Below are 21753 nucleotides of genomic sequence, written 5' to 3'. Positions count from 1 at the left end.
ACGCTGCCAAACTCGATCCGCATTTAGCGATCGCGCAGCGTGTCGGAAAGACTAGCGATGTTTTCGTAGCTGTGCAACAGTGAAGGTCAATTTTATCCTCAGCAACCAACTTTAGATGTTGCTTTCCGGCTAGTTTACAACTCTTCTGCTTGGGGAAGCGGGAAGATTTCACCAGCCAAGTATGCTTGAAAGTGCTTTTGGAAGTATAACCAGGAAGTCATATCTTCTCCATCTATCAATGCTTTTGGGGCTTGTTTATATAAAGGAATACGGTTATTAATTTCGTCTTGCAGCAGTGGAGGTAATTCTGTTAAACCATTGACTTTGCTACCAACAGCACTGTAGATCAGTTGACCGGGGCGATCGCCCATTTTCATCCAAGGAAGCCATTGACCAATTCTATCCCAACTCAGTTTGAGTTCAGAAACCGAGGAGAGTGCTGGATTGAATAAATCTGCGGTTGGCACTGTTAATTTAAACAATTCCGCTGCCTGATAAATTGGATTTGGGCTATATTCAGCAAATTTGCGATCGTCTGCTAGGGGATTAGGGTAATGGGGAAATATATCAAAAACGAAGGTTGTGCTGTCACCATCTACTTGTGCGGGGAAATTTCCCTCAAACCTTCCCTGTACTGGATTATTGGCAACGTGAATCACCGGAACTGTCTCGCCTGTCCAAGGATTCTCCCATTTGGATAAAACCTCATCTGTTTTTGGGTTGAGGTAGTAAGTTAGTTCCCTAGAAGTAAAATCCCAGCTACCTTCTGCTGTGGGAATACATCGGCTAATACTCAATCCCAGGATTTTAAACAGGAGTTGTCTTTTCTCACCGGGGATAAAAGCGTAAATTTTACCTTTCCAAATCAGGAAAGTAGATTCAGTAGGATCGAGGGAAGAACGAGTTTTAACCCAGTGCTGGGCTTCAAGTTCTTGGATTTGGGCAACCATCTAAAGCATCCTTTGTGTTTGGATAACAAAAGAATAAGCTATCAGAATTCAAGTTGCATCTTTGTCATTTGTCAAAAACTAATGCCCCATGCCCTATTTTAATTGCTCGAAGAACAGCTTCAGTTTATTCTCATCTAATTTGCCATTGCTACGAACCGCGCTACACAAATCTAGTCCAAAAGGAGCAACTCGATCAACTGCAATTGCAACATTCTCAGGTTTTAACCCTCCAGCTAAGAAAACTGGTACGTTTACCTGCTCACGGATTTTAGCGCTCAAGTTCCAGTCATGTAAGCGTCCTGTACCACCCAACTCTTTAATCAGCAGTGATTGATTGCCGGAGTCTAATAAAATTGCATCTACGTAGGGTGCTACACTGATTGCCTCGTCTAGAGATTTTTCGGTAGTGACGTGAATTACCTGGACAATAGAGATTCCAGGTAAGGCATCTCGGATATCTTGATAGCTTCCTGATTCTAAGCGATGCCTCCGGCAAGGATTTCATCCTACGCAGATTTGCACAGTATTTGTCCCACAGCGCCTTACCTGCTGAATAATCTCTTGAGCATCTTGGCTAGAAGTGAGTAAAAAAGTAGCGATTGGGGGTGGTACACAAGCCGCAATTTTGGCGATTAGTTCTTCAGAGATGACACCAGGGCCACTCGGCATATAAGAAACCAAACCGAGTGCAGATGCACCGCAACGAATAGCAATCCATGCTTCTTCTATGCTGCTGATACAGCAAATTTTGACTCTTGGGTTTGCAGTTCTTTCCATTCTTTCCTAACTCCCAAAGCCCTAGTTTCTTAAAAGTAGTTGACAAAAACGGCAACATCTAGATTTAGAATAAGCCTTGAAACTGATAGTTGAAAGGAAAAGGGCCAGAAAAGCAGAGAGGTAGAAGGGTAGAAAAGATATATTTTGAAATATAAAAACTACTTACAGCTATTTTCAGGTAAATAGACCACACGGTAGGGGCACAGCATTGCTCATTGGTGTCAACTTAAGCTAGAAATAGCGTACTGATTGGGTGTTGTTCACCCGCCAGGGAATATAATTAAGAGACTAATAGCTCAAGTCTACTGAAGTAGACTGAAAATTTTCACACTATTTAGTCCTCTTCAGAGGACTTTAGTTATGAGACAGGGATTTACAATCCCTGGCGGACGTGCGGTTTCACGTTAAGTTGACACCAATGAGCATTGCTGTGCCCTTACGACAGATGTGGTTCAAATACATGAAAACTGCTGTAACTCTTTCGCCCAGTCCCCAATGCCCAAATCAATTAAACTGGTTCAGAAAATTGCTCATCCAGACGGCGAAACAGAAACACCCAAAGTGGTAGAGAACTATTAATCGCAATTAGTCGCACTAAATGACCCGTTGTCACAATTTCAACATTATGATTCAATGCCAGAGAAACCAGGATCATTTCTGCCGATCCTCCTGGTGCTGTGACTAGCAGACAGGTTAACCAATCCCAAGAGGTTAATTGCATCGCAAGTATAGCAGCGATCGCTCCGGCTACGAGGGTCATGCCTACAGATATCAAGGCATAGCCAACAGTCTGCTTTCTAAAGTTGGGTTTATCTCCCCAATATTCACCAATGGTAATTCCCAAGAGCATTTGACCCAATAAGTTAATTAAAGGCGGCGGACTAAAGCTAATATCACCCACAAAAGGCAGCGAATGTAGCAAAGGATTAAACCCGATGCCAATCAACAATGCACCAAAGAAATCACCAGCAGGAATTTTAAATAATATTGCTGGATAAACTACTAATCCAGTGATTACCAGTACTAACAAGAGTAATTCTAGTTGAGATGGATCGAGATTGAGCCAAGTACTGTTGATTGAGAGTGTTTGGGGATAGTAACTACCAGCTGATGTCCTAGCAATGAAGGGAATGAGAACAACTACAGAGGTGACGCGAATCGCCTGAACTAGGGCAACCAAGCTAACATTTTTATTGTAATCGGCGGCGATCGCTGCCATAATTCCTACACCACCTGGAACTGTAGCCAGCATTGCTGTCAATAGGTTGGTTTTGCTGATGCGGGAGTAAATGTAACCAATACAGCTACCACTCAGCAGCAGAAACAAGGTAAGAAAAATAAATATGGGAATACCAGAAGCAACACTAGCTAGATTCGCGTGGGCATTGGAAGCGCCAACAGTTAAGCCGACAAGTGCCATTCCGACTTTTCTAGCGGTGCGGTTAGGTTGGGGGGAATATTGATAAAAAATTCGACACCCTTGAAGAACCAGTGTACCAGCGGCAATCCCCCCGAATATCCAGGCAATCCTACCAATTTGGAACTTGGCAAGGAGTAAACCCAGGGGTAATGCCAGAAGCATTTCCAACACAAGGACAATTAGTTGCTTTGTAAATAACTGCTGTTTGGTAACAATAGGATTTTTATGAGTATGTTCTTCCAGGTTGGGAGTCACACTTGGGCTTTGATTCATCTATACAAGCTTTCTTATTAATTTAACTGATGTACTCAAACTAATGCGATCGCACAAGATACAGCAGTTTGCTTGCTTTTTAAGTTAGGTACAAAATGCAAGACTCACGCATTAGATATAAAGAGTTTCTACCTCGTGACTCCAAACCCGTAACTTTGTACTTTATGCAAAAGAAAACCGCTATAAATAGTAGTCTGTCAAATTAACAATGCCACACTCTACTAAGTCTAAATTTATCGCGTGTTGCATTCAAACAATAATTAACGTGAATTCGATTGCTTATATAATATTTACCCAATTTGCTCATTCAAAAAACCTCTCCCTAGTTTTACTACGCAAAACCGTCCCTCTCCGACTCGGAGAGGGACAGACTTGAACTTTAGTTCAAAGCAGGGAGAGGTTCGTCGAACTCACGTTAAGTTATAGGGGTACAACAGCCGTCGCACTCCTAAAAATAATTTGGTATTCCTTTCAATGGTTCAGCTGTTTAATCTTCGTCAAGGGCTGGGAAAGCTTCTTCAAGCTGCCACAACCGATCTTTATTTTCAACAAACCAAATACGAGTTTCTGGAGTTAATTTACTCCAAATGACTTCAACGGGGATGTGAGGAGATGCATACTGGTACTGCTGACCAAGTAATTTGAGATTATCCACTACATCATGGGGAATTCCGAATTGTTCCCAGTCAACTGTGATATTTCTTCCCGAAACTCCAGCTGTGGGGTCGAAAACCAATTGTGCCGATCGGACTAAATCAGCAAAGTGTTTCGGTTTGAGTTTGGTGATTTCCTGAAGTTGGAGTGATTCGTTATACTCTTGAGACATGATCGCCGCAGTGGTAAAGATTATTGGTGTATTGAACTTACTGCCAGAGATTTCTATCCCAATATTTTTTAGTTTAGCGCAGAGCCTCAGTTAATCATTTTCGATTAGAACTGTAACAGCTGCGATCGCAATCAACATTTCGTCATTTTTATCATTAAGTTCGGGAATAGCCCGTCCTTGAACTACCATCCCCCCAGATTCTACGACGAGGGTTTTCCGACCAAATGGTAGAACAGCGAGTACTTCTTCTTCCCTCACTTGTTCGGGGTATGGCACTGCTACCTGAACTTCTATAATCATTTCATTGGGATGACTTAAACCAGCAACTTCCCAAACACCAGGTAAAGCATTGTGAGCGATCGCATTACGTACTGCCCTAGATGCTGCTACTGTTGGTTCTTGTCCATGTTGATCTATTCCCATCCCCATTTCAATAATCAACCGTTTACGTGCCATTGCTACCTCAGGTAAATTTCGCATTTTTCCCCAAAAAAGGCAGAAGCTAGAGAAGCCACTTGGCAGAACACCGCATTATCTGACCAAATCAGAGATTTGGTGTCCTGCAAAATGCTCTCTAGTAGATGCTTCTCAGTGGGGAACATACACTTGTCAGCACTTCTTGCCCCTGCCTTCTAAGGTGCTTTAGATGATATGCTGCAAGCGACTCAGACGTTCTGAGTAACTTTTCATCACCTGTAGAGCAAACACGGGTGTTTCCTGAACGGCAAAGAGAAACCCTTCGCGATCGAGGAAACCTAGCTTGCTATCCACCTTGGCAATAGCTGAGTAAGTTCTATTTTTTACTCCTACAAGTACCCCGGCACCAAAAACTTCGCCCGTTTCAATGGTTTCTACAATCTTGCCATTGACTAATATATCTACCTCTCCTTCGAGAATGCCGTACATTTCATCACCAGGCTGTCCTTCTTCAAAAATGACTTGGCCTGCCGAAAATGCTTTAGGATCGGGTTGTTTTTGAAAGATACTGACTGTTACCACAGGACTTAGCATTTAGAGCAACCCCAAAATTCTTTGTTTTTAAACGAAACTTTTAGATAGCTTTAGGCGAACCCAGAAAAGTATACTACTTTCTGTTGATTAACTTTCAACCTCCGCAAAATTCCTGATTTAGTCCCCTGACTTTTCACGTCATCTAGCAATCCCATCTGAAATTTTTAATTTTTAATGTGGGGTGGGCGTCTCGCCTGCCCAGTAAGCAAAGGCGCTCATGTTGCACACCCCACAAGATTGAATAATTTATTTCTTGGAAATCTCTAAAGCGAGACTCTGGGCACATACACAAAAGTCAAGTGATATTTTTCCTTGCTTTCTTATCTTAGTGAATTTTGAGGATTTATTTCTCCAAAGGCGTTAGTTTTAAAGGATACAGTGGCTCAGAGCCATTTAATTGCCAAATTCTAAATACTAATACAGCAGCTAAAGTTAGCCATACACAAGAAAATGATAAAGTCATTCCCGCTACAGAATTAGTTTGCCAATAAATTGCCGTCACTATTACAGCAGATAACAAAGGGCCTAAAATAACTACAGGAACAGCTGCACCTAATCTCCGTTCTACAGTAAAAATCGTATTCCAAGTATCTCCTAAAGCCAGATGTACCACAAACAAAATTAAAGGTAGCACTAAAAATTGGTGATTCATTTGCTGCCAAACTAATACAGAAGAAATTACCCGCAAAACGGCAATCATCATCCAAACTATAGGAAATACTAAAGGTGGAGGAGACCATCTCGGTCTGATTACCTGGTCATAAGTCTGACGAGAACGGGTATTATCTAAAAGAGAAAAAATTCGGGAACGGATACTTAATAGCGCAAAAAATAATCCAGTCAATAAAGTACTCAGCCAACTAGGAAAATAAGAATTTTTATCAATCAATATTACTAATTTTTCCATAACCAGTAACACGAGAATCATCACTAATATTTGTAGGATAGTTCCTAGTGTATAAACTAAAACTGCCCTGACATCTAATTCTTGTGTAGTAGCTATGAATGTATTTGAAGACCGTTGTTGATTAAGAGTTTTTACTCCCATTACTGTATTGACAAAGTTTTCAAGTATTCCTGTATTATTGGATTTATTCATAATTAAGAGATTGGGACTAGTTGGTAATTAGTAGCGATCAGTCATTATATGATGTCTGATGGCTAAAAATAATTTTTTTAGGCTCTTTTAACGTCAGAGTTTATAAGTTGCGAATCTAATGTAGAGTTTTTTAGAAGTGATATTTAGGAAACAACGTGGAATTTCAGAAGTTATTGTATATTTTTACTCTAGTAAAGATTGCTACGTTCTCTCTGGGTGTACCTGTATTCGCTCAAATCACACAGACTGCCTCCAATTATTCACAGTCGAGTTGTCGTGCAACTAAAGTAGATACTCCAATTTTTAAAGAACCTTCAACATCATCGAAGGCTATCAGAATATTGTCGGCAAAAACAAAGATTAATTTAGCATATATACCAACTAGTGGAGATAGATTTGTCAGAATCAAATCTCCGACTTCAGGATTTATTCAAACTGCTGTGCTTACATTTTGTCAGACGAAAAACAACGCTCAAAACCTATGGACTAAACCTACTATTGGCAGTGCATGTCGGCAAATTGTACAACCTGTAACTTTACTTCGCCAACCAAGTACAAAAGGAGCTTTTATTACAACACTTAATCCCAATGCAGTCGTGTTTGTAAACTTGGTTACAGGTAATATAGTTAAGTCATACAAATCTGAAAATTACATTTGGGTAGAAATCGACCTTTCTAGAAGTTTCCCTGGAGAGTTATCTGGTAATGGTTGGATAGCCAATACTGACTTAGTAAATACTCCCGGATTAAGCAATCTGGGTTATTGTAGCTAGTAGCTTATTTCGCTCAATGTCTCCAATTGACAAGAGTTTTTCCATACGCTTTATTTGCGCCTTCAACTGCACAGCAATAGCCTTAACATTTTTCAGTATTTGCTACCGACAACACAAAACAAGTGCCTTTATGACAATCTTTCGGCTCACCACTTGTAACCTGTTCAAAAAATAATGATTAAAACAATAGTTATCTTGTTCACCATTGGGCTAATTATTGTTGGGATTTTAGTCAATCCCAATCTAGTTAAAAGGCGAAGAAATCGTCTCAAGCATCGTCCTTTTCCTCCCCTTTGGAGTGCCATTGTTGAGAATAATCTTCCTATTTACCCTTGTCTTTCTCCCGATGAAATCAGACGACTTCAGGGACATATTCAAGTGTTTTTAGCAGAAAAGCAATTTATTGGCTGTAGAGGATTACAAGTTACAGAAGATATGAAATTGACCCTCGCTGCTGTTGCCTGTTTACTCCTACTCAATGAACGTGGGCAGTACTTTCCTAGACTTCGTTCAATTCTGATATATCCCAATGCTTATTTTGTTCAGGAAACAACTGCTATTGGAAATTATGTTGTTGAAGAAAGGCGTGTGGCAAGATTAGGCGAATCGTGGACAACTGACCAAGTAGTAGTATCTTGGGAACAAGTGAAACAAGACACTGCTAACTGGAGGGATGGACGTAACGTTGTACTTCATGAATTCGCCCATCAGTTGGATCAAGAGGATGGTAAAGCTGAGGGAGTTCCTATACTGCAACATAACTCAGACTATCCTATTTGGTCAAAGGTGATGACAGAAGCATATCAGCAACTTTGTAACGATCTTCTACAAGGCGTAAAGACGGTAATGGATAGCTATGGCGCAACAAATCCCGCAGAATTTTTTGCCGTGGCGACTGAGACATTCTTTGAAAAACCGCACCAATTGTTGTCCAAACATCCGGCACTTTATGAGCAATTACAACGTTACTATAAATTAGATCCTGTGCAATGGGTTTAAACTCTAGCCGATTGCAAGTCAAGAAATTGTAGGGACGCAATAAACATATTGCGTCCCTTATTAAGTCAATACAGTTCAGATAGAGCAACAAAACCCTGATGTAGAGACGCGATTTATGTGTCTTCAAAAACCAATTATCTACACCAATAACCCTTAATTAAACCGTATTGGGTTATGCTTGAATGATGAAGTCGGAGGCAGTAAGAGTAGGCTTACCAGTCAGTTGTGCAAATTGACCGCCACTGCCGAAACCAGCAGCGCTACCATTTTGATTGTATAGTAATTGCCCGGTTGTAGGGTCGTAGATAATTACAGCATTACTAACTGCCCCTAAACTAGTGATTTGAAAATCACTGGCGTTACTAAAACCCGTTCCGGCAACAGAAGTAATGGCATTAAAGGTGGTCTTATCTAGAACAATCTTATCACCTTCAGAGTGATTGAAGTCAGCGATCGCATCAATACCCACAGCAGCGCGAGTAAAAGCAGCATTGGTGTTGTAGATAAAAGAGTCAGCACCTATACCACCCACAAGAGTATCATTGCCTTGTCCACCAATGAGAAGATCATTGCCAGCACCACCCCGCAGCAGGTCATCACCACTTTTTCCATCGATGATGTCATTGCCCCCTTGACCATTAATCACATCGTTGGAGTTGTCAAAACCGACAATGTTATTGTTCAAGTCATTGAGGAAAGTAACAGTGTTTGTGTTGAAAATGCTAGTTGCAGTGGAGTTGGCATTAATTACATCAAAGCTGTCAGAAACGCTGGCTTGTCCGTCAAATATGATATTACCGATGGCGGATTGTGTTGTCGATACGGCTAAGTTCTCTAGGTTTTCTAACTGAAAGTTTTGTAAAGTGACTTTGGTATTAGCCACATCTTCAAAAGTGACTTCTAAATTATTGCCATTTTGAGTTAATTGCAGATTTCTCGCAGTCAAGCCAGCCCCAATAAATTGCAAGGTATCTACTTTGGAAATCACCACAGATGAAGGGTTTGAGTTAGTACCTACACCACCAAAATCGGTGATGATGTCATTGCCATTGTTTGGTCTGGTAATAAAGATGTCATTACCGACTGTACCATTAATAATTTTGGGTTTGACTGTGCCACTAATAACAAAGTCAAAGGGGCTTTCATCACTATCGTTGTTGCCTAAAATCAGAGTGCCACTATAAGTACTAGGTGTAGTGGTGTTGAGTGCCACCGATATAGTCGTAGAAGCATTAGCAGCCACACTCGTCGGAAGAGTCCCAACCAAACTAAATCCATTGGGAAGTTGAAGATTACTCAGGTTGAGTGCAGCTGTACCAGTGTTATTGATAGTAAAGGTTTTGGTCAGGGCATTACCAACGGTGACATCACCAAAGTTAATTGCTGTAGTACTACCATCTGCAATATCAACTGCACCGTTAAGAACTTGAATTTCTGGAGCAGGAACAGGTTTAACTATGCCACTAATAACAAAGTTAAAAGGGCTTTCATCACTATCGTTGTTGCCTAAAATCAGAGTGCCACTATAAGTACCAGGTGTAGTGGTGTTGAGTGCCACCGATATAGTCGTAGAAGCACTAGCAGCCACACTCGTCGGAAGAGTCCCAACCAAACTAAATCCATTGGGAAGTTGAAGATTACTCAGGTTGAGTGCAGCGGTACCAGTGTTATTGATAGTAAAGGTTTTGGTCAGGGCATTACCAACGGTGACATCACCAAAGTTAATTGCTGTAGTACTGCCATCTGCAATATCAACTGCACCGTTAAGAACTTGAATTTCTGGAGCAGGAACAGGTTTAACTATGCCACTAATAACAAAGTTAAAAGGGCTTTCATCACTATCGTTGTTGCCTAAAATCAGAGTGCCACTATAAGTACCAGGTGTAGTGGTGTTGAGTGCCACCGATATAGTCGTAGAAGCACTAGCAGCCACACTCGTCGGAAGAGTCCCAACCAAACTAAATCCATTGGGAAGTTGAAGATTACTCAGGTTGAGTGCAGCGGTACCGGTGTTATTGATAGTAAAGGTTTTGGTCAGGGCATTACCAACGGTGACATCACCAAAGTTAATTGCTGTAGTACTACCATCTGCAATATTAACTGTGCCGTTGAGAACTTGAATTTCTGGAGTAGTAATGGTGATGTGCGGAGCTTCGTATGCACCAATGTCAATCAATGCAGTGCCATTACCATCACCATCCAGAGGAATATTTCCAGTAATGGCATTCAAGGCATTGGAACCAGCATCGATAGCAGGACTTCCAGGTTTAAGTGCAAAATTCTTTCCAGCAGCATTCACAAATTGGGGATCTTTACCCAGAATATTCTGTAACCCTGTGGCGTTTGGATTATTTGAAGCTTGGAAGACATTAGAGTTATAAACAAGGTTGCGATCAAAATTTATATTTGTAGCGTATTTGATCACATTGGCTTTTTGATTGTCGCTTGCATATAGAATATTGTTGTTGACACGTACATTGTCTGAGTAAGAAACACCAATTTCTCCATCATTTGTTAGAACACGGCTATTTTGATAAAGCGTATTATTTACAACATCTACATTAACCGCTTTAAAAACGTCAATGCCAGAGCTACCATTGTTATAGACTATGTTATTTGCAATTAATGCCTTCCCGTTATAGGTTACACCACCTTGAGCCTGCATTGTGGTATCAAGCATAATACCGTGTCCTTCAGTAATTTTACCAGCTGCATACCACGGAACCAAACTTTGATTATCGTAGACAATGTTATCTCTAATAATCATCTTGTAGTCAGTAGTATTGTTATCTGAATTAAAACTACGAAGAGCAGTAATTCCCTGATTACCATAAGGCGAATACCAAGCGTTTCCAGACACAACATTCTTCTCAACTGTGATGTAGTCTGCATTACTGATAGCAATACCCCCACCTGAAAAGTTACTAACTGTGTTACCAGTGATGACAATGTGATGAGGATTAGTACCACCCACTCCCTGGCTATTTGTCCAAGATGTTACATAAATTCCATTGGCAGTAGTTAAGGGATTACTCAGGTTATTTTTCTGTTGTAAAGCATATTCTAGAGTGATGTTTTCCCGATTGCCCTCAAAGACAAGTCCTTCAACCCTAACGTATGATGAACTAAATATATTCATCCCACTTGCCGTCGTTTTTATCTTAGGCGTAGCTCCTGGATAGGCTTTGATTGTTGTCCAGTTGTCTGGTGAGCCATTTTTGTTAAAAAGCGTAAATCCTTTGTCATAAGTTCCGTTCATGACATAGAGTGTGTCACCTGTTTGCAGTTGAGACACGGCTTTTGTCAGAGTGCGAAACGCGTTTTGTTCGTTTAAACCATTACTTTTATCATTGCCTGTTCCAGAAACGTAGTATGTTTTGCCAGCCATTTGTTTTCTCCGAATGTGTGTAAGGGAAATTGATTGGTAATACGCTCTCAGCAACTTTCTTCGGTTACTAAGTAGTTATTTGAATAGGTCATCTGTTTGGACTATTAAAGACAGTCACAGTTGTCCGATCGCGATTTGAAATCGCATCGGTTGTAAAAACACTGTTGTAAAACTGAAAATTTTTCTCTTGTCAACCGTTGATGGTTGAGCTAAGGGTATTGATACCGTCAATCGTCAGGGTTTTGTTGAGGGCGATCGGACGATTAGCGAGTAAATACTTTGTTTCTAGATTTGTCGTCAGATATTGTCTGATTAGCAAGACTGGAGGTCGAATTGAATGGTATCTTCATCTGTAGTAGCTGCGATCACTACTCTTTATAAACTAGCTAGTTTTTTAGGCTATTTCGTCGTTTCGACTAACAGTGCTGTTATCAGTAATGTCATTATTGTTTAAGCTTAGACTGCCACTATAAGTGTCTGATGTAGTGATGGTGGAAGTATTAGTAGCTATACTTTTTGGATTTCTCATCACACTTCTCAAAGCCTGATAAAATCTCGATTCTGGTTTTTTACGCTGCATCAAAAAATAATCTTTCAAAAATGCCCGAAATATATTTCGGGCAAGGATGATGAGGACAAAAATCGCGGAACTTCCGAGCAATGCGGGACTCGTCGGAAGAGTACCAACCAAACTAAATTCTTCGATAAGCTGAAGATTATTCAGGTTGAGTGCAGGCGTAGTAGTATTATTGATGGCAAAGGCTTTACTTATTAGGGTGTTGCCAAGTATGGTGTCACTAAAATTAATCCCGGTAGTACTGCCATCTGCAATCTCAACTGTGCCATTGAGAGCTTGAATTATTGGGGTAGGAACTTGGTATGTACTAAGATGAAGGTATGCACCAAGATCAACCGCTGCAACGCCAGTACCATTACCAGTGATGGTATTAAAAGCATTTGAGCCAGCATTGATCGCAGGACTTCCAGGTTTGAGCGCAAAATTACTTTGAACCGCATTAACAAATTGGGGATCTTTACCCAAAATATTCAGCAACCCTGTAGCCTTTAAATTATCTGAAGCTTGAAATATCTTGGAGTTATAAACAAGGTTGCGATCAAAGGTTACATTTGTAGCGTACTTGATAGAATTGGCATTTTGATTGTTACCTGCATACAAAATGTTGTTGTAGACACGTACACTATCTGAGTAAGAAACACCAATTTCTCCATTATTTGTGAGAACACGGCTATTCTGATAGGCTGTGTTGTTAACGACATCTACATGATTAGCCTTGAAAACATTAATACCAGAACTACCATTATTGTAAGTTATGTTATTTGTAATCAAAGTTTTACCTGTATAAGGTACACCGCCTTTAGCTTGAATAGTAGTATCAAGCATAATACCGTGCCCTTCGGTAATTTTATCAGGTACGTACCACGGAACTAGACTTTGATTATTGTAGACAACATTACCTCGAAAAATCATCCTGTAATCAGTAGTATTATTATCCAAATTAAAACTACGAAGAGCGGTAATTCCCTGATTACCATAAGGCGAATACCAAGCATTTCCTGACACAATATTTTTCTCAACTGTGATGTAGTCTGCATCACTGATAGCAATACCCCCACCTGAAAAGTTACTAACTGTGTTACCAGTGATGACAATGTGATGAGGATTAGTACCACCCACTCCCTGGCTATTTTTCCAAGATGCTACATAAATTCCATTGGCATTAGTTAAGGGGTTGCTGAGATTGTTTTTCTGTTGTAATGCGTAGTCTAGAGTGATATTTTGCCGATTGCCCTCAAAGGTAAGTCCTTCAATCCGCACGTAGGATGAACTAAATATATTTATCGCACTTACCGTTGTTACGATCTTAGGCGTAGCTCCTGGATAGGCTTTGATTGTTGTCCAGTTGTTTGGTGAGCCATTTTTGTTAAATATCATCCCTACGCTACCGTAAGTCCCATTCATCACAAGGATTGTGTCGCCTGCTTTCAACTGAGGAAGGTAAACTGCTTTGCCTATTGTGCGGAAGGGAGTTGTTGTAGTCAAGCCATTGCTATTATCATTGCCTGTTCCAGAAACGTAGTATGTTGTGCCAGCCATCTGTTTACTTCAAATGTGTATAAGGTGAATTGGTAGTACACTCTCAACAACTTTTTTCAGTTGCTAAGTAGTTATTTGAATAGGTCATCTATCTGAACTTTTAAAGACAGTCATGGTTGTCCGATCGCAACTTAAGATTGCATCAGTTAGAGAAACACTGTTGTAAAATTTAAAAGTTTTCTTCTGTTTACCTTGATGCTTGAACTAGGGGTATTGATACCGTCAATCGTCAGGGTTTTGTTGAGAGTAATCGGACGATTAGTAGGTAGATGCTTCGTCTCTAGGATTGTTGTCAAATATCGCCTGATTAATAAGGCTGGAACAAGTCAAACTGAATTGTATCTTCATCTGTTTGCAAGCCAGTTTTACCATCTGCTATATTTGAGATGGCAATGATATTTGGCATAATAATTATTCTGAACTTAATCCCTTGTTTTAAGGTCAGAAAGTTGCCAAATTTGCATGGTAAAATGTACCCCTAACCGATAACTGGGGACTTAAAGTTATAGTGGTCAAAGGTAAATTTGTTGAAACTTTAATAGATTAATCCCTTGACTTAAGGGAACTAATGGAACAATTTGTCGAACCTGTTCTAAGCGGTGTAACTGAGCCTTGTGAACTTAGTTAAAAGTAACCTTTACAAATAGTAGTTGTTATCAGTAAATGCCCGGAATATAGTAAGATTTTTTACAACAAAATCCAAAATACTATGGAAGCGTCTGGTGGAGTCCTGTTAATTACCAGAGTTATATAGGAATAGAAAGCTCTTTGTGCGAGGATTTGATGAAGTCGATCTAAATATTTTTAAAGAAAGCAATGCCTTTGGCGGGCTACACCTAGAGAATGGGAGTGCGGAGTGGGGACTGGGGAAGAATTATTAATAACTCCTAACTCAGCACCTTCGTCAATCTTTGAGATAGTTTGGTTTGATGACGCCAATTTACTTAATCTTCATATTAGGACTCGTATTTGATTGCGTGAAAAAACTCAGTACACGTCTATTCCCTTCTTGCCAGTTAAAAGTTCCCCGTTTCCTGTTCCCTCCCTACACAAGTAAGTTCAGTAATCAAATCGGATTCCTATAATATGAACACTGAGATAAAGTCCAGAATACCTGTTGCTTTAACTATTGCTGGTTCAGATAGCGGTGGCGGTGCAGGAATTCAAGCTGATTTACGCACCTTTGCTTTTCACTGTGTCCACGGTACCAGTGCCATAACTTGTGTCACGGCACAAAATACTTTGGGAGTAAAAAGGGTTGATGCCATGCCAAGAGAGGCTGTTGTGGCGCAAATTCAGGCAGTAGTTGAGGATATTGGCGTACAAGCTGCCAAAACGGGTATGTTGCTTAATCAGCAAATTATCTTTGCTGTGGCCCAACAAGTGGAAGCTTTACAAATCAAGAATCTGGTTGTTGATCCAGTAATGGTGTCACGTACAGGGGCACAATTGATTGATGATGATGCAGTAAAGACTCTGTGCCATACCCTGATTCCTAAAGCGGTTATAATCACGCCTAATCGCTATGAAGCCCAGATTTTGAGCGGTTTACAAATTAATTCTTTGGAGGATATGCAGAAGGCTGCTGAAATTATTCACAAGACTTTAAGGACGAAGGCTGTTTTAGTCAAGGGTGGAGGTATGCAGGGAGACTTGCGTGGTGTTGATATCTGGTTTGATGGAGACAAGTTGGAGGTTTTGACTTGCCAGCAAGTAGAGACAAAAAATACCCACGGTACTGGTTGTACACTATCGGCTGCGATCGCTGCTAATCTAGCTAAGGGAAAAGACTTGTGGCAAGCAGTACAACAGGCAAAGGAGTATGTAACTACTGCACTCACTTACGCCCTAGATATTGGCGAAGGGCAAGGCCCTGTAGGACACTTCTTTCCATTATTGACTAGGGACTAGGGACGGGGGATTAGAGAAAAGTTTTCTTAGTACCTAATACCTAATCCCCAATCCCCAATCCCCAATAAAAAATCTTTGCCCTTTCGGCATTTTTCTATTATTCTTGGGCATAGTTTGAGGGCTGACTATCTCTGTTAGCATCTCTGTACGATCTAATTACCTTGATTTTTAATACCAACTCCCCAATGCGAACAACCATAGGTTCTGTTCACAGAAATTCGCCAATACCGACTACTCAAGCCTACCCTCCCTCTGTACCACTATCTGTATATAGGGAATTGTCAACAGAGTTGCAAGCAGCACAGGCGAGGCTAAATGCACTCACCACCCAAAATCAGCAATTGGCACAAGAAAATCAACTATTGCGCCAAGAAATTACCAAAGTAGTTGAATCTTTTTCCCGTTTGCAAAATTTTGTGGATTCCCATACTACACCCAGTTATCATCAAGCTACCCAAGCTTCTGGTGACTTTCAAAGTGCCGCCAAACAACCAGTAGCACCAGCGCGTCCACGTCAGCAGGTTTCTCGTTCGCGTCCATCTGTACCCAAAGCCCCACCTGAAAAAAGTCGCCGCCAAGACTTTCGTACACCTGCAACGGAAATAAATTTCCCCATACCAGAACCAGTTTTTATAGAAGAGCAACAAGTAAGTTATTATTATTCCACTACTGAGCCAGATACCAAGGGAATCAATGGCTGGTGGTTAATTATTACCATCTTGTTAATTATGCTGACTGCCTTTAGTGCTGGATATTTCGTTGTGCGTCCCTTGTTTGAACATCAGAAACGTTAGTTGACATTCCCACATTCAGCAGCAGTAGCAGGCTTTCGAGCTATTATGCAATTTGTCTGCACTCACTCTCTAAATATCCGAACAAATCTGCTAAACGGCGGAGTTGATATATTATTGGGTTATAAAAGCTACATAAAATGCTAAATTGACAGCAACTTACTTATGTTAGAACTTCAAAGATTATCCAAATAAATCCTTGCTGGTTCTCATATACCAAACCCTCAAGCAAAGCATCTATGATTTTAAAAAAGTGGTAATTATTACATATCTTTTAGGAAAAGCACTGCTGGTTACAGCTTCAGACAGCGGATCTGGTTAGATATATAAACGAAGCTAGTAGAAGTCAGGAGTTAAAAAGATGAAAAAAGTAGAAGCTATTATCCGCCCATTTAAGCTAGATGAGGTAAAAATCGCCTTAGTTAACGCTGGTATTGTTGGCATGACTGTTTCTGAAGTTCGAGGGTTCGGACGGCAGAAAGGTCAAACTGAACGGTATCGCGGTTCTGAGTACACCGTCGAGTTTCTGCAAAAACTCAAAGTGGAAATTGTAGTTGACGACAATCAGGTTGATATGGTGGTAGACAAAATTATTGCTGCTGCCCGCACCGGTGAAATCGGCGATGGTAAAATTTTCATCTCGCCTGTTGAGCAGGTGATTCGGATTCGTACTGGCGAAAAGAACACAGAAGCAGTTTAAAAAAGTTAGGAGTTAAGAGTTAAAAGTTATTAGTCAGGAGTAATGAATAAAGATTTAGCAAAATTCATAACTCCTAACTCTTGTGCAGATGCGATTAATCGCGTCTCTCCTAACTCTTGTACAGACGCGATTAATCGCGTCTCTCCTAATTATTAACTCTCTCCAACTGTGGAAGCAAAGCTGTAAAAGCCTTGCCTCGATGGCTAATTGACCTCTTTAACTCCCGTGTCATCTCGGCAAAGGTCAATTGCAACTCTTGCACATAAAAAATTGGATCGTAGCCAAAACCACTATCCCCACGAGGCGCATGGAGAATTTCGCCGTGGCAAACACCTTCAGATTCTAATACGATCGCACCATCAGGACGAGCGATCGCTACTGCACAGACAAATTGAGCTTGCCGATTTACCTCGTTGCCTAATTCGCTCAATATTCTAGCAATGCGTTCTGAGTCGGTTTTGGCGTAACGTGCAGAATACACCCCTGGTGCGCCATTTAGGGCATCTACTTGTAAGCCCGAATCATCAGCAATTGCCCAGTTTCCCGTAGCTTTAGCAATTTGTGACGCTTTCAGACAAGCGTTGGCGGCAAAAGTTTCGCCCGTCTCTTCAATTTCTAATTCTTCAGGTTTGAGGATTAATTCCCAACCAGAATTTTCCAGGTAAGCTTGTATTTCCTTCAACTTACCTGGATTTCCTGTAGCTACTACAAGTAATTTTGTCATTAGTCATTAGTCATTGGTCATTGGTATATTTAGTCATTGGTCATTTACCAAGGACAAAGGACAAATGACTAATGACTAATAATGAATTTTACCCCGCCCACTGTTTCGCCCAAGCAAGAGTTTGATGCACTTGCTCAATTGTTGAGGCTTCGCAGTAGAGGCGTAAAACTGGCTCAGTCCCGCTAAACCGAATCATTAACCAGCTTTTATCCACGAGGCGATACTTGTAGCCGTCAATTGTTTGGCAATCAATCACTGCTTTCCCGGCAATTTCCGTTAAGGGTTGGGTTTGCAGTTGTTGCAAAAGACGCGATCGCACTTCCATACTTGCTAAGGGTAAATCAATGCGATCGTAAGCTGAGGTAAACCCTGTTTTTTTCTGCAAGTAGCGATAATACTCACCTAAATCCAAACCAGATTCGACGATCGCCTCTAGGACGTACAATGCTGACAGCAGGGCATCACGTTCAGGGATATGGCTACCATAGCCAATTCCTCCCGACTCTTCACCACCCAGCAACACTTTTGCTGCTAACATTCTGTCAGCAATATATTTATAACCAACTGCTGTTTCAAAGACTGAGAGATTATGTAGTGCCGCTACAAGGGGCATCAAGTCGGAACCACTAACAGTTTTAACTATTTCTCCAGTAAAACCGCGCCGCAGGGTTAAATGGTCGATTAATATCGGGATTAAGACTTGGGAACTTAGGAAGTTGGCTTCTCCATCTACTGCTGCAATGCGATCGCAGTCTCCATCAAATACCAACCCCACCGTTAAACCTGATTTATCGGTTTCTCTGTGAGTCTTGATGACTTCAAATAGCTTTGAAAGGTATTTAGGTAAGGGTTCCGGCGCACCGCCACCAAATAGGGGATCGCGTTCTGAGTTGATTTCTTTGACTTGATTGCCTAGTAGTCTTGCCAATCCACCAGCAGCAGCGCCATGCATGACATCAGCAAATAAGGTCAATTTACCAGATGCGATCGCTTCTCGAAGTTTGGCGATATCAACTTTACGTTCTAGTGCTTGGGTATAACTAGGCCAAGGATCGAATTTCTCTTGCTTACCTGGGGTAGCTGCTAGTGGTACTCCCACCGCCAACTGATCTTCGATCTCTTTTGTGACTTCTGGCGGTACCGATCCACCAAAATAACCCTTGACTTTTAAACCCAAATATTTACCAGGATTATGGCTGGCTGTAATTACCAGCGCCCCTAAAGCATTGAGTTCTTTTGCTGCCCAACTATAAGCTGGGGTTGGGGCATAGCTCTCGCTCAGTAGCACATCAAATCCGACAGCACTGACAGTATCGGCAACAGCACGAGCAAAGTCTTCAGCCATGAATCGGCGATCGTAACCGACAATTATTGTCCGGCTACCAACCGTAGAAAAATACGTATCATATAATACTTTTGCGGCAACTGGCGCGACCAGGGCTAGGCGTTCAAAGGTGAACTCGTCACCAATAATGCCCCGCCAGCCGTCTGTACCAAACTTGATTGAGTTAGCTACAACTGGCATCTAGGTATCCTAACTGTCTACTTGAGGATTCTAGCATTTATACAGTGTGCAGAGTAAAAAAAGAATCTAGTAAAAATATGTACTAAATAATATTCAACACAAAAGTTAGCAATTTTTTCCAATGGAGTGTGTAGACGCACAACAACTTGTTATTAGACAGCGCCTTTTGGCTCACAATTAAAATCCGCCTTCGTAGACGTTTCATATAATATCTACGCAGGCTTGGTTTATGTAGTGGGGAATTTTAATCGCTAAGTATTCCAGTATTATCTAGATTTGAATGCATTAGCTGCTCTACCTCGGCAGCTTTTTCGCTTAAATCAAGCTCTTTGTAGATTTGCAGACTTTCTGTTAAAAACTGGGTAGCAGTTACTTTAGTATCTAATTCATGCTGCTGGGCGCGGCTCAAGTATATTTCGCCCAAGAGTTTACGAGATGAAGCTTCTAGTTCTCGGCGATTGTATTCCTGGAAAACTTGAAGGGATTCTTGGGCTAGTTCTTCGGCTCGTTCAAGATTTTTTAAGACGCTGACTTCCAGATAGGCACGGGCGATATCCAGAGCTTCATCTGCTCTATTTACTGTCTGCCCCAGTTCGGCAAAATACGTTAAGCCAGTATTATAATATTCTTCAAACTTGGCAATTTGTTCTTGCGGTAACGAGTCGTCAATAGACGATAAGCGTAAGCGTTCTGACCAGATTAAGCTAAAGATAATGTGGTCGTAAGCAAGATTTTCTTTATAGTCTCCTGTAGTATCTATTTGGATGGCTTGACGGATATTTTGTTCAGCTTGCGCCAGTAATTGAAAAGCTACTGTTTTATCTGAGGTATTTTTTACTAGCAAGCGTTGGCTCTCACCAATTGCTCTATGACATATAGCTAAATCCTTACCTAAATCTAGTTGCTGGTACAAGTTGTAACTGTGCTGAAAATACTCTAATGCCTGCTCATGCTTGTCCCAAACTCTATAAATGCGTCCTAGCCAATAATAGGCATTAGCTATTTCAGGTTGGTTTTCTAGCGCTTGATGTAGCAAAAGATATTGTTTTTGACATTCAACTGCCTGCTCATATTTACCCCAATTAAGGTAGCAATAAGCCAACCAGTCCCATTGATTAGCCACATCTTTTACTTTATCTAATTGCTCGTAGAGGTCACGGCTTTGTTGCAAGTAGGCAATCGCTTGTTCATATTTACCCCATACTTGATAGATTTGACCTAATTGACGGTAAGTTACAGCTATCAATGATGTGTCATTTAATGACTGGCGTATGAGTAAACAATGGTGCTGACACTCTAATGACTGTTCATATTTGCCCCATTCTCGATAGCAAGTAGCTAGCCAATCCCACAAGTTAGCTACATCCTTCTCTTTGCCCAATTGCTCATAGAGGTCACGGCTTTGTTGGTAGTGGGCGATCGCTTGTTCGTATTTTCCCCAAGCTTGATAGATGCGACTTAGTTGAAAGTAGGCACTAGCTATATTTGGTTGGTCTTCTAATTTTTGAAATTGTGCCAAGCACTTTTGCTGGCACTCAAATGCTTGTTCATATTTTCCCCATTCTCGGTAGCATCCAGCTAAGTTGTACCACTGGTTTGCTACATTCTTGTCTTGACCCAATTGCTCATAGAGATCATGGCTTTGTTGGTAATGAGCGATCGCTTGTTCATATTTACCCCATACTTGATAGATTCGACCCAGCTGATAGTAAGTTACAGCTATTAATGATGTGTCATTTAATGTCTGACGTATGCTCAAACAATGCTGCTGATATTCTAATGCCCGTTCATATTTTCCCCAGTCCCGATAACAATCAGCTATGCCGTAGCATCTGCTAGCTACATCTTTCTCTTTGCCTAACAGCTCATAGAGATCACGGCTTTGCTGGAAGTAGACGATCGCTTGTTCATATTTTTCCCAACTTTGATATATACGTCCTAGCTGATAATGAGCAAAAGCTATTCCGGTTTGGTCATCTAACTGCTGGCAAATTGCCAAGTCCTTTTGTTCACACTCTACGGCTTCCTGATATTTACCCCAATCACGATAGCAATCAGCTAGTCGATACCACTGGTTAGCTATATCTTTCTCTTTACCCAATTGCTCATAGAGGTTATGGCTTTGTTGGAAATAGGCGATCGCTTGTTCATATTTGCCCCATACTTGATGAATCCAGCCTAGTTGAAAGTAAGCTTGAGCTATAGCTGATTGGTCTTCTAACTTTTGACGTTGTGCCAAGCATTTTTGCTGACATTCAAGTGCTTGTTCATATTTTCCCCATTCCCGATAGCAGGCTGCCAGATTGTACCACTGATTAGCTACATTTTTGTCTTGACCCAATTGCTCATAAAGGTCATGGCTTTGTTGGTAATGAGCGATCGCTTGTTCATATTTACCCCATGCTTGATAGATTTGACCTAATTGATGGTAAGTTACAGCTATCAATGATGTGTCATTTAATGATTGGCG

General features: G+C 41.0%; 19 protein-coding genes. 5 read left to right on the top strand and 14 right to left on the bottom strand.

Annotation, left to right across the window (positions count from 1 at the left end):
- Nucleotides 1-134: 134 nt before the first annotated feature.
- From V7L31_RS19940 to V7L31_RS19905, 8 genes are all read right to left on the bottom strand, one after another.
- Nucleotides 135-950, bottom strand: a complete 816-nt coding sequence (locus V7L31_RS19940; RefSeq protein WP_334697849.1) for a DUF1838 domain-containing protein — start codon at nucleotides 948-950, stop codon at nucleotides 135-137.
- A 93-nt stretch (nucleotides 951-1043) separates the two neighbouring features.
- Nucleotides 1044-1406 (bottom strand): phosphoribosylanthranilate isomerase, encoded by a 363-nt coding sequence (locus V7L31_RS19935; RefSeq protein ID WP_334697891.1) that lies wholly within the window; start codon nucleotides 1404-1406, stop codon nucleotides 1044-1046.
- Between the two features lie 45 nt (nucleotides 1407-1451).
- Nucleotides 1452-1727, bottom strand: a complete 276-nt coding sequence (locus tag V7L31_RS19930; protein ID WP_334697848.1) for a hypothetical protein — start codon at nucleotides 1725-1727, stop codon at nucleotides 1452-1454.
- Nucleotides 1728-2235: 508 nt separating this feature from the next.
- Entirely contained in the window at nucleotides 2236-3420 is a 1185-nt protein-coding gene (locus tag V7L31_RS19925) for an AbrB family transcriptional regulator (RefSeq protein WP_334697847.1), read from the bottom strand.
- 487 nt (nucleotides 3421-3907) lie between these two features.
- The gene (locus V7L31_RS19920; protein ID WP_292850203.1) at nucleotides 3908-4246 is read right to left on the bottom strand and encodes a hypothetical protein; all 339 of its coding nucleotides are present in this window, start codon (nucleotides 4244-4246) and stop codon (nucleotides 3908-3910) included.
- A 90-nt stretch (nucleotides 4247-4336) separates the two neighbouring features.
- Nucleotides 4337-4702 carry a Lin0512 family protein gene (locus tag V7L31_RS19915; protein ID WP_334697890.1) on the bottom strand — a complete coding sequence of 122 codons (366 nt, stop codon included), beginning with the start codon at nucleotides 4700-4702 and terminating at the stop codon, nucleotides 4337-4339.
- A gap of 186 nt (nucleotides 4703-4888) precedes the next feature.
- Nucleotides 4889-5257 (bottom strand): Crp/Fnr family transcriptional regulator, encoded by a 369-nt coding sequence (locus V7L31_RS19910; RefSeq protein ID WP_334697846.1) that lies wholly within the window; start codon nucleotides 5255-5257, stop codon nucleotides 4889-4891.
- A 343-nt stretch (nucleotides 5258-5600) separates the two neighbouring features.
- Nucleotides 5601-6356 (bottom strand): TspO/MBR family protein, encoded by a 756-nt coding sequence (locus V7L31_RS19905; protein ID WP_334697845.1) that lies wholly within the window; start codon nucleotides 6354-6356, stop codon nucleotides 5601-5603.
- A 155-nt stretch (nucleotides 6357-6511) separates the two neighbouring features.
- On the opposite strand from V7L31_RS19905, the gene V7L31_RS19900 reads away from it, so the two are divergent.
- Nucleotides 6512-7129 carry a hypothetical protein gene (locus V7L31_RS19900; RefSeq protein WP_334697844.1) on the top strand — a complete coding sequence of 206 codons (618 nt, stop codon included), beginning with the start codon at nucleotides 6512-6514 and terminating at the stop codon, nucleotides 7127-7129.
- Between the two features lie 174 nt (nucleotides 7130-7303).
- Nucleotides 7304-8128, top strand: a complete 825-nt coding sequence (locus V7L31_RS19895; protein ID WP_334697843.1) for a M90 family metallopeptidase — start codon at nucleotides 7304-7306, stop codon at nucleotides 8126-8128.
- A 172-nt stretch (nucleotides 8129-8300) separates the two neighbouring features.
- On the opposite strand, the gene V7L31_RS19890 is transcribed toward V7L31_RS19895, so the two are convergent.
- The 3 genes from V7L31_RS19890 to V7L31_RS19880 all read right to left on the bottom strand — a co-directional run bounded on the left by V7L31_RS19890 (nucleotide 8301) and on the right by V7L31_RS19880 (nucleotide 13632).
- The gene (locus V7L31_RS19890) at nucleotides 8301-11516 is read right to left on the bottom strand and encodes a choice-of-anchor D domain-containing protein (RefSeq protein WP_334697842.1); all 3216 of its coding nucleotides are present in this window, start codon (nucleotides 11514-11516) and stop codon (nucleotides 8301-8303) included.
- A 190-nt stretch (nucleotides 11517-11706) separates the two neighbouring features.
- Complete coding sequence (locus V7L31_RS19885) at nucleotides 11707-11835, bottom strand: hypothetical protein (protein ID WP_334697841.1); 129 nt, start codon at nucleotides 11833-11835, stop codon at nucleotides 11707-11709.
- A gap of 75 nt (nucleotides 11836-11910) precedes the next feature.
- Complete coding sequence (locus V7L31_RS19880) at nucleotides 11911-13632, bottom strand: hypothetical protein (RefSeq protein WP_334697840.1); 1722 nt, start codon at nucleotides 13630-13632, stop codon at nucleotides 11911-11913.
- 1086 nt (nucleotides 13633-14718) lie between these two features.
- On the opposite strand from V7L31_RS19880, the gene thiD reads away from it, so the two are divergent.
- From thiD to V7L31_RS19865, 3 genes are all read left to right on the top strand, one after another.
- Nucleotides 14719-15543, top strand: a complete 825-nt coding sequence (thiD, locus tag V7L31_RS19875; protein ID WP_334697839.1) for a bifunctional hydroxymethylpyrimidine kinase/phosphomethylpyrimidine kinase — start codon at nucleotides 14719-14721, stop codon at nucleotides 15541-15543.
- A gap of 185 nt (nucleotides 15544-15728) precedes the next feature.
- On the top strand, nucleotides 15729-16337 hold the full coding sequence (locus V7L31_RS19870) for a cell division protein ZapB (protein WP_334697838.1): 609 nt from the start codon (nucleotides 15729-15731) through the stop codon (nucleotides 16335-16337).
- Between the two features lie 358 nt (nucleotides 16338-16695).
- Entirely contained in the window at nucleotides 16696-17034 is a 339-nt protein-coding gene (locus V7L31_RS19865) for a P-II family nitrogen regulator (RefSeq protein ID WP_012410794.1), read from the top strand.
- 145 nt (nucleotides 17035-17179) lie between these two features.
- Here the strand turns inward: V7L31_RS19865 and rdgB are convergent, their stop codons facing one another.
- The 3 genes from rdgB to V7L31_RS19850 all read right to left on the bottom strand — a co-directional run.
- The gene (rdgB, locus tag V7L31_RS19860) at nucleotides 17180-17758 is read right to left on the bottom strand and encodes an RdgB/HAM1 family non-canonical purine NTP pyrophosphatase (RefSeq protein WP_334697837.1); all 579 of its coding nucleotides are present in this window, start codon (nucleotides 17756-17758) and stop codon (nucleotides 17180-17182) included.
- Nucleotides 17759-17846: 88 nt separating this feature from the next.
- A complete protein-coding gene (locus tag V7L31_RS19855; RefSeq protein ID WP_334697836.1) occupies nucleotides 17847-19283 on the bottom strand; it encodes a phosphoglucomutase/phosphomannomutase family protein in 1437 nt (478 codons plus the stop codon).
- Nucleotides 19284-19527: 244 nt separating this feature from the next.
- The coding region (locus tag V7L31_RS19850; RefSeq protein ID WP_334697835.1) for a tetratricopeptide repeat protein at nucleotides 19528-21753 on the bottom strand (2226 nt) is incomplete at its 5' end.

This window comes from Nostoc sp. (assembly GCF_036916655.1).
Taxonomy (GTDB): Bacteria; Cyanobacteriota; Cyanobacteriia; order Cyanobacteriales; family Nostocaceae; genus Nostoc.
The sequence above is the reverse complement of the archived record's forward strand: the minus strand, read 5'-3'. Positions and strand labels throughout refer to the sequence as shown.

Excerpts from the sequence above, each read along its gene's own strand:
- V7L31_RS19940 (WP_334697849.1), bottom strand. The coding sequence starts at position 950 with ATGGTTGCCCAAATCCAAGAACTTGAAGCCCAGCACTGGGTTAAAACT.
- V7L31_RS19930 (WP_334697848.1), bottom strand. The coding sequence starts at position 1,727 with ATGGAAAGAACTGCAAACCCAAGAGTCAAAATTTGCTGTATCAGCAGC.
- V7L31_RS19925 (WP_334697847.1), bottom strand. The coding sequence starts at position 3,420 with ATGAATCAAAGCCCAAGTGTGACTCCCAACCTGGAAGAACATACTCAT.
- V7L31_RS19920 (WP_292850203.1), bottom strand. The coding sequence starts at position 4,246 with ATGTCTCAAGAGTATAACGAATCACTCCAACTTCAGGAAATCACCAAA.
- V7L31_RS19915 (WP_334697890.1), bottom strand. The coding sequence starts at position 4,702 with ATGGCACGTAAACGGTTGATTATTGAAATGGGGATGGGAATAGATCAA.
- V7L31_RS19910 (WP_334697846.1), bottom strand. The coding sequence starts at position 5,257 with ATGCTAAGTCCTGTGGTAACAGTCAGTATCTTTCAAAAACAACCCGAT.
- V7L31_RS19905 (WP_334697845.1), bottom strand. The coding sequence starts at position 6,356 with ATGAATAAATCCAATAATACAGGAATACTTGAAAACTTTGTCAATACA.
- V7L31_RS19895 (WP_334697843.1), top strand. The coding sequence starts at position 7,304 with ATGATTAAAACAATAGTTATCTTGTTCACCATTGGGCTAATTATTGTT.
- V7L31_RS19890 (WP_334697842.1), bottom strand. The coding sequence starts at position 11,516 with ATGGCTGGCAAAACATACTACGTTTCTGGAACAGGCAATGATAAAAGT.
- V7L31_RS19880 (WP_334697840.1), bottom strand. The coding sequence starts at position 13,632 with ATGGCTGGCACAACATACTACGTTTCTGGAACAGGCAATGATAATAGC.
- thiD (WP_334697839.1), top strand. The coding sequence starts at position 14,719 with ATGAACACTGAGATAAAGTCCAGAATACCTGTTGCTTTAACTATTGCT.
- V7L31_RS19870 (WP_334697838.1), top strand. The coding sequence starts at position 15,729 with ATGCGAACAACCATAGGTTCTGTTCACAGAAATTCGCCAATACCGACT.
- V7L31_RS19865 (WP_012410794.1), top strand. The coding sequence starts at position 16,696 with ATGAAAAAAGTAGAAGCTATTATCCGCCCATTTAAGCTAGATGAGGTA.
- rdgB (WP_334697837.1), bottom strand. The coding sequence starts at position 17,758 with ATGACAAAATTACTTGTAGTAGCTACAGGAAATCCAGGTAAGTTGAAG.
- V7L31_RS19855 (WP_334697836.1), bottom strand. The coding sequence starts at position 19,283 with ATGCCAGTTGTAGCTAACTCAATCAAGTTTGGTACAGACGGCTGGCGG.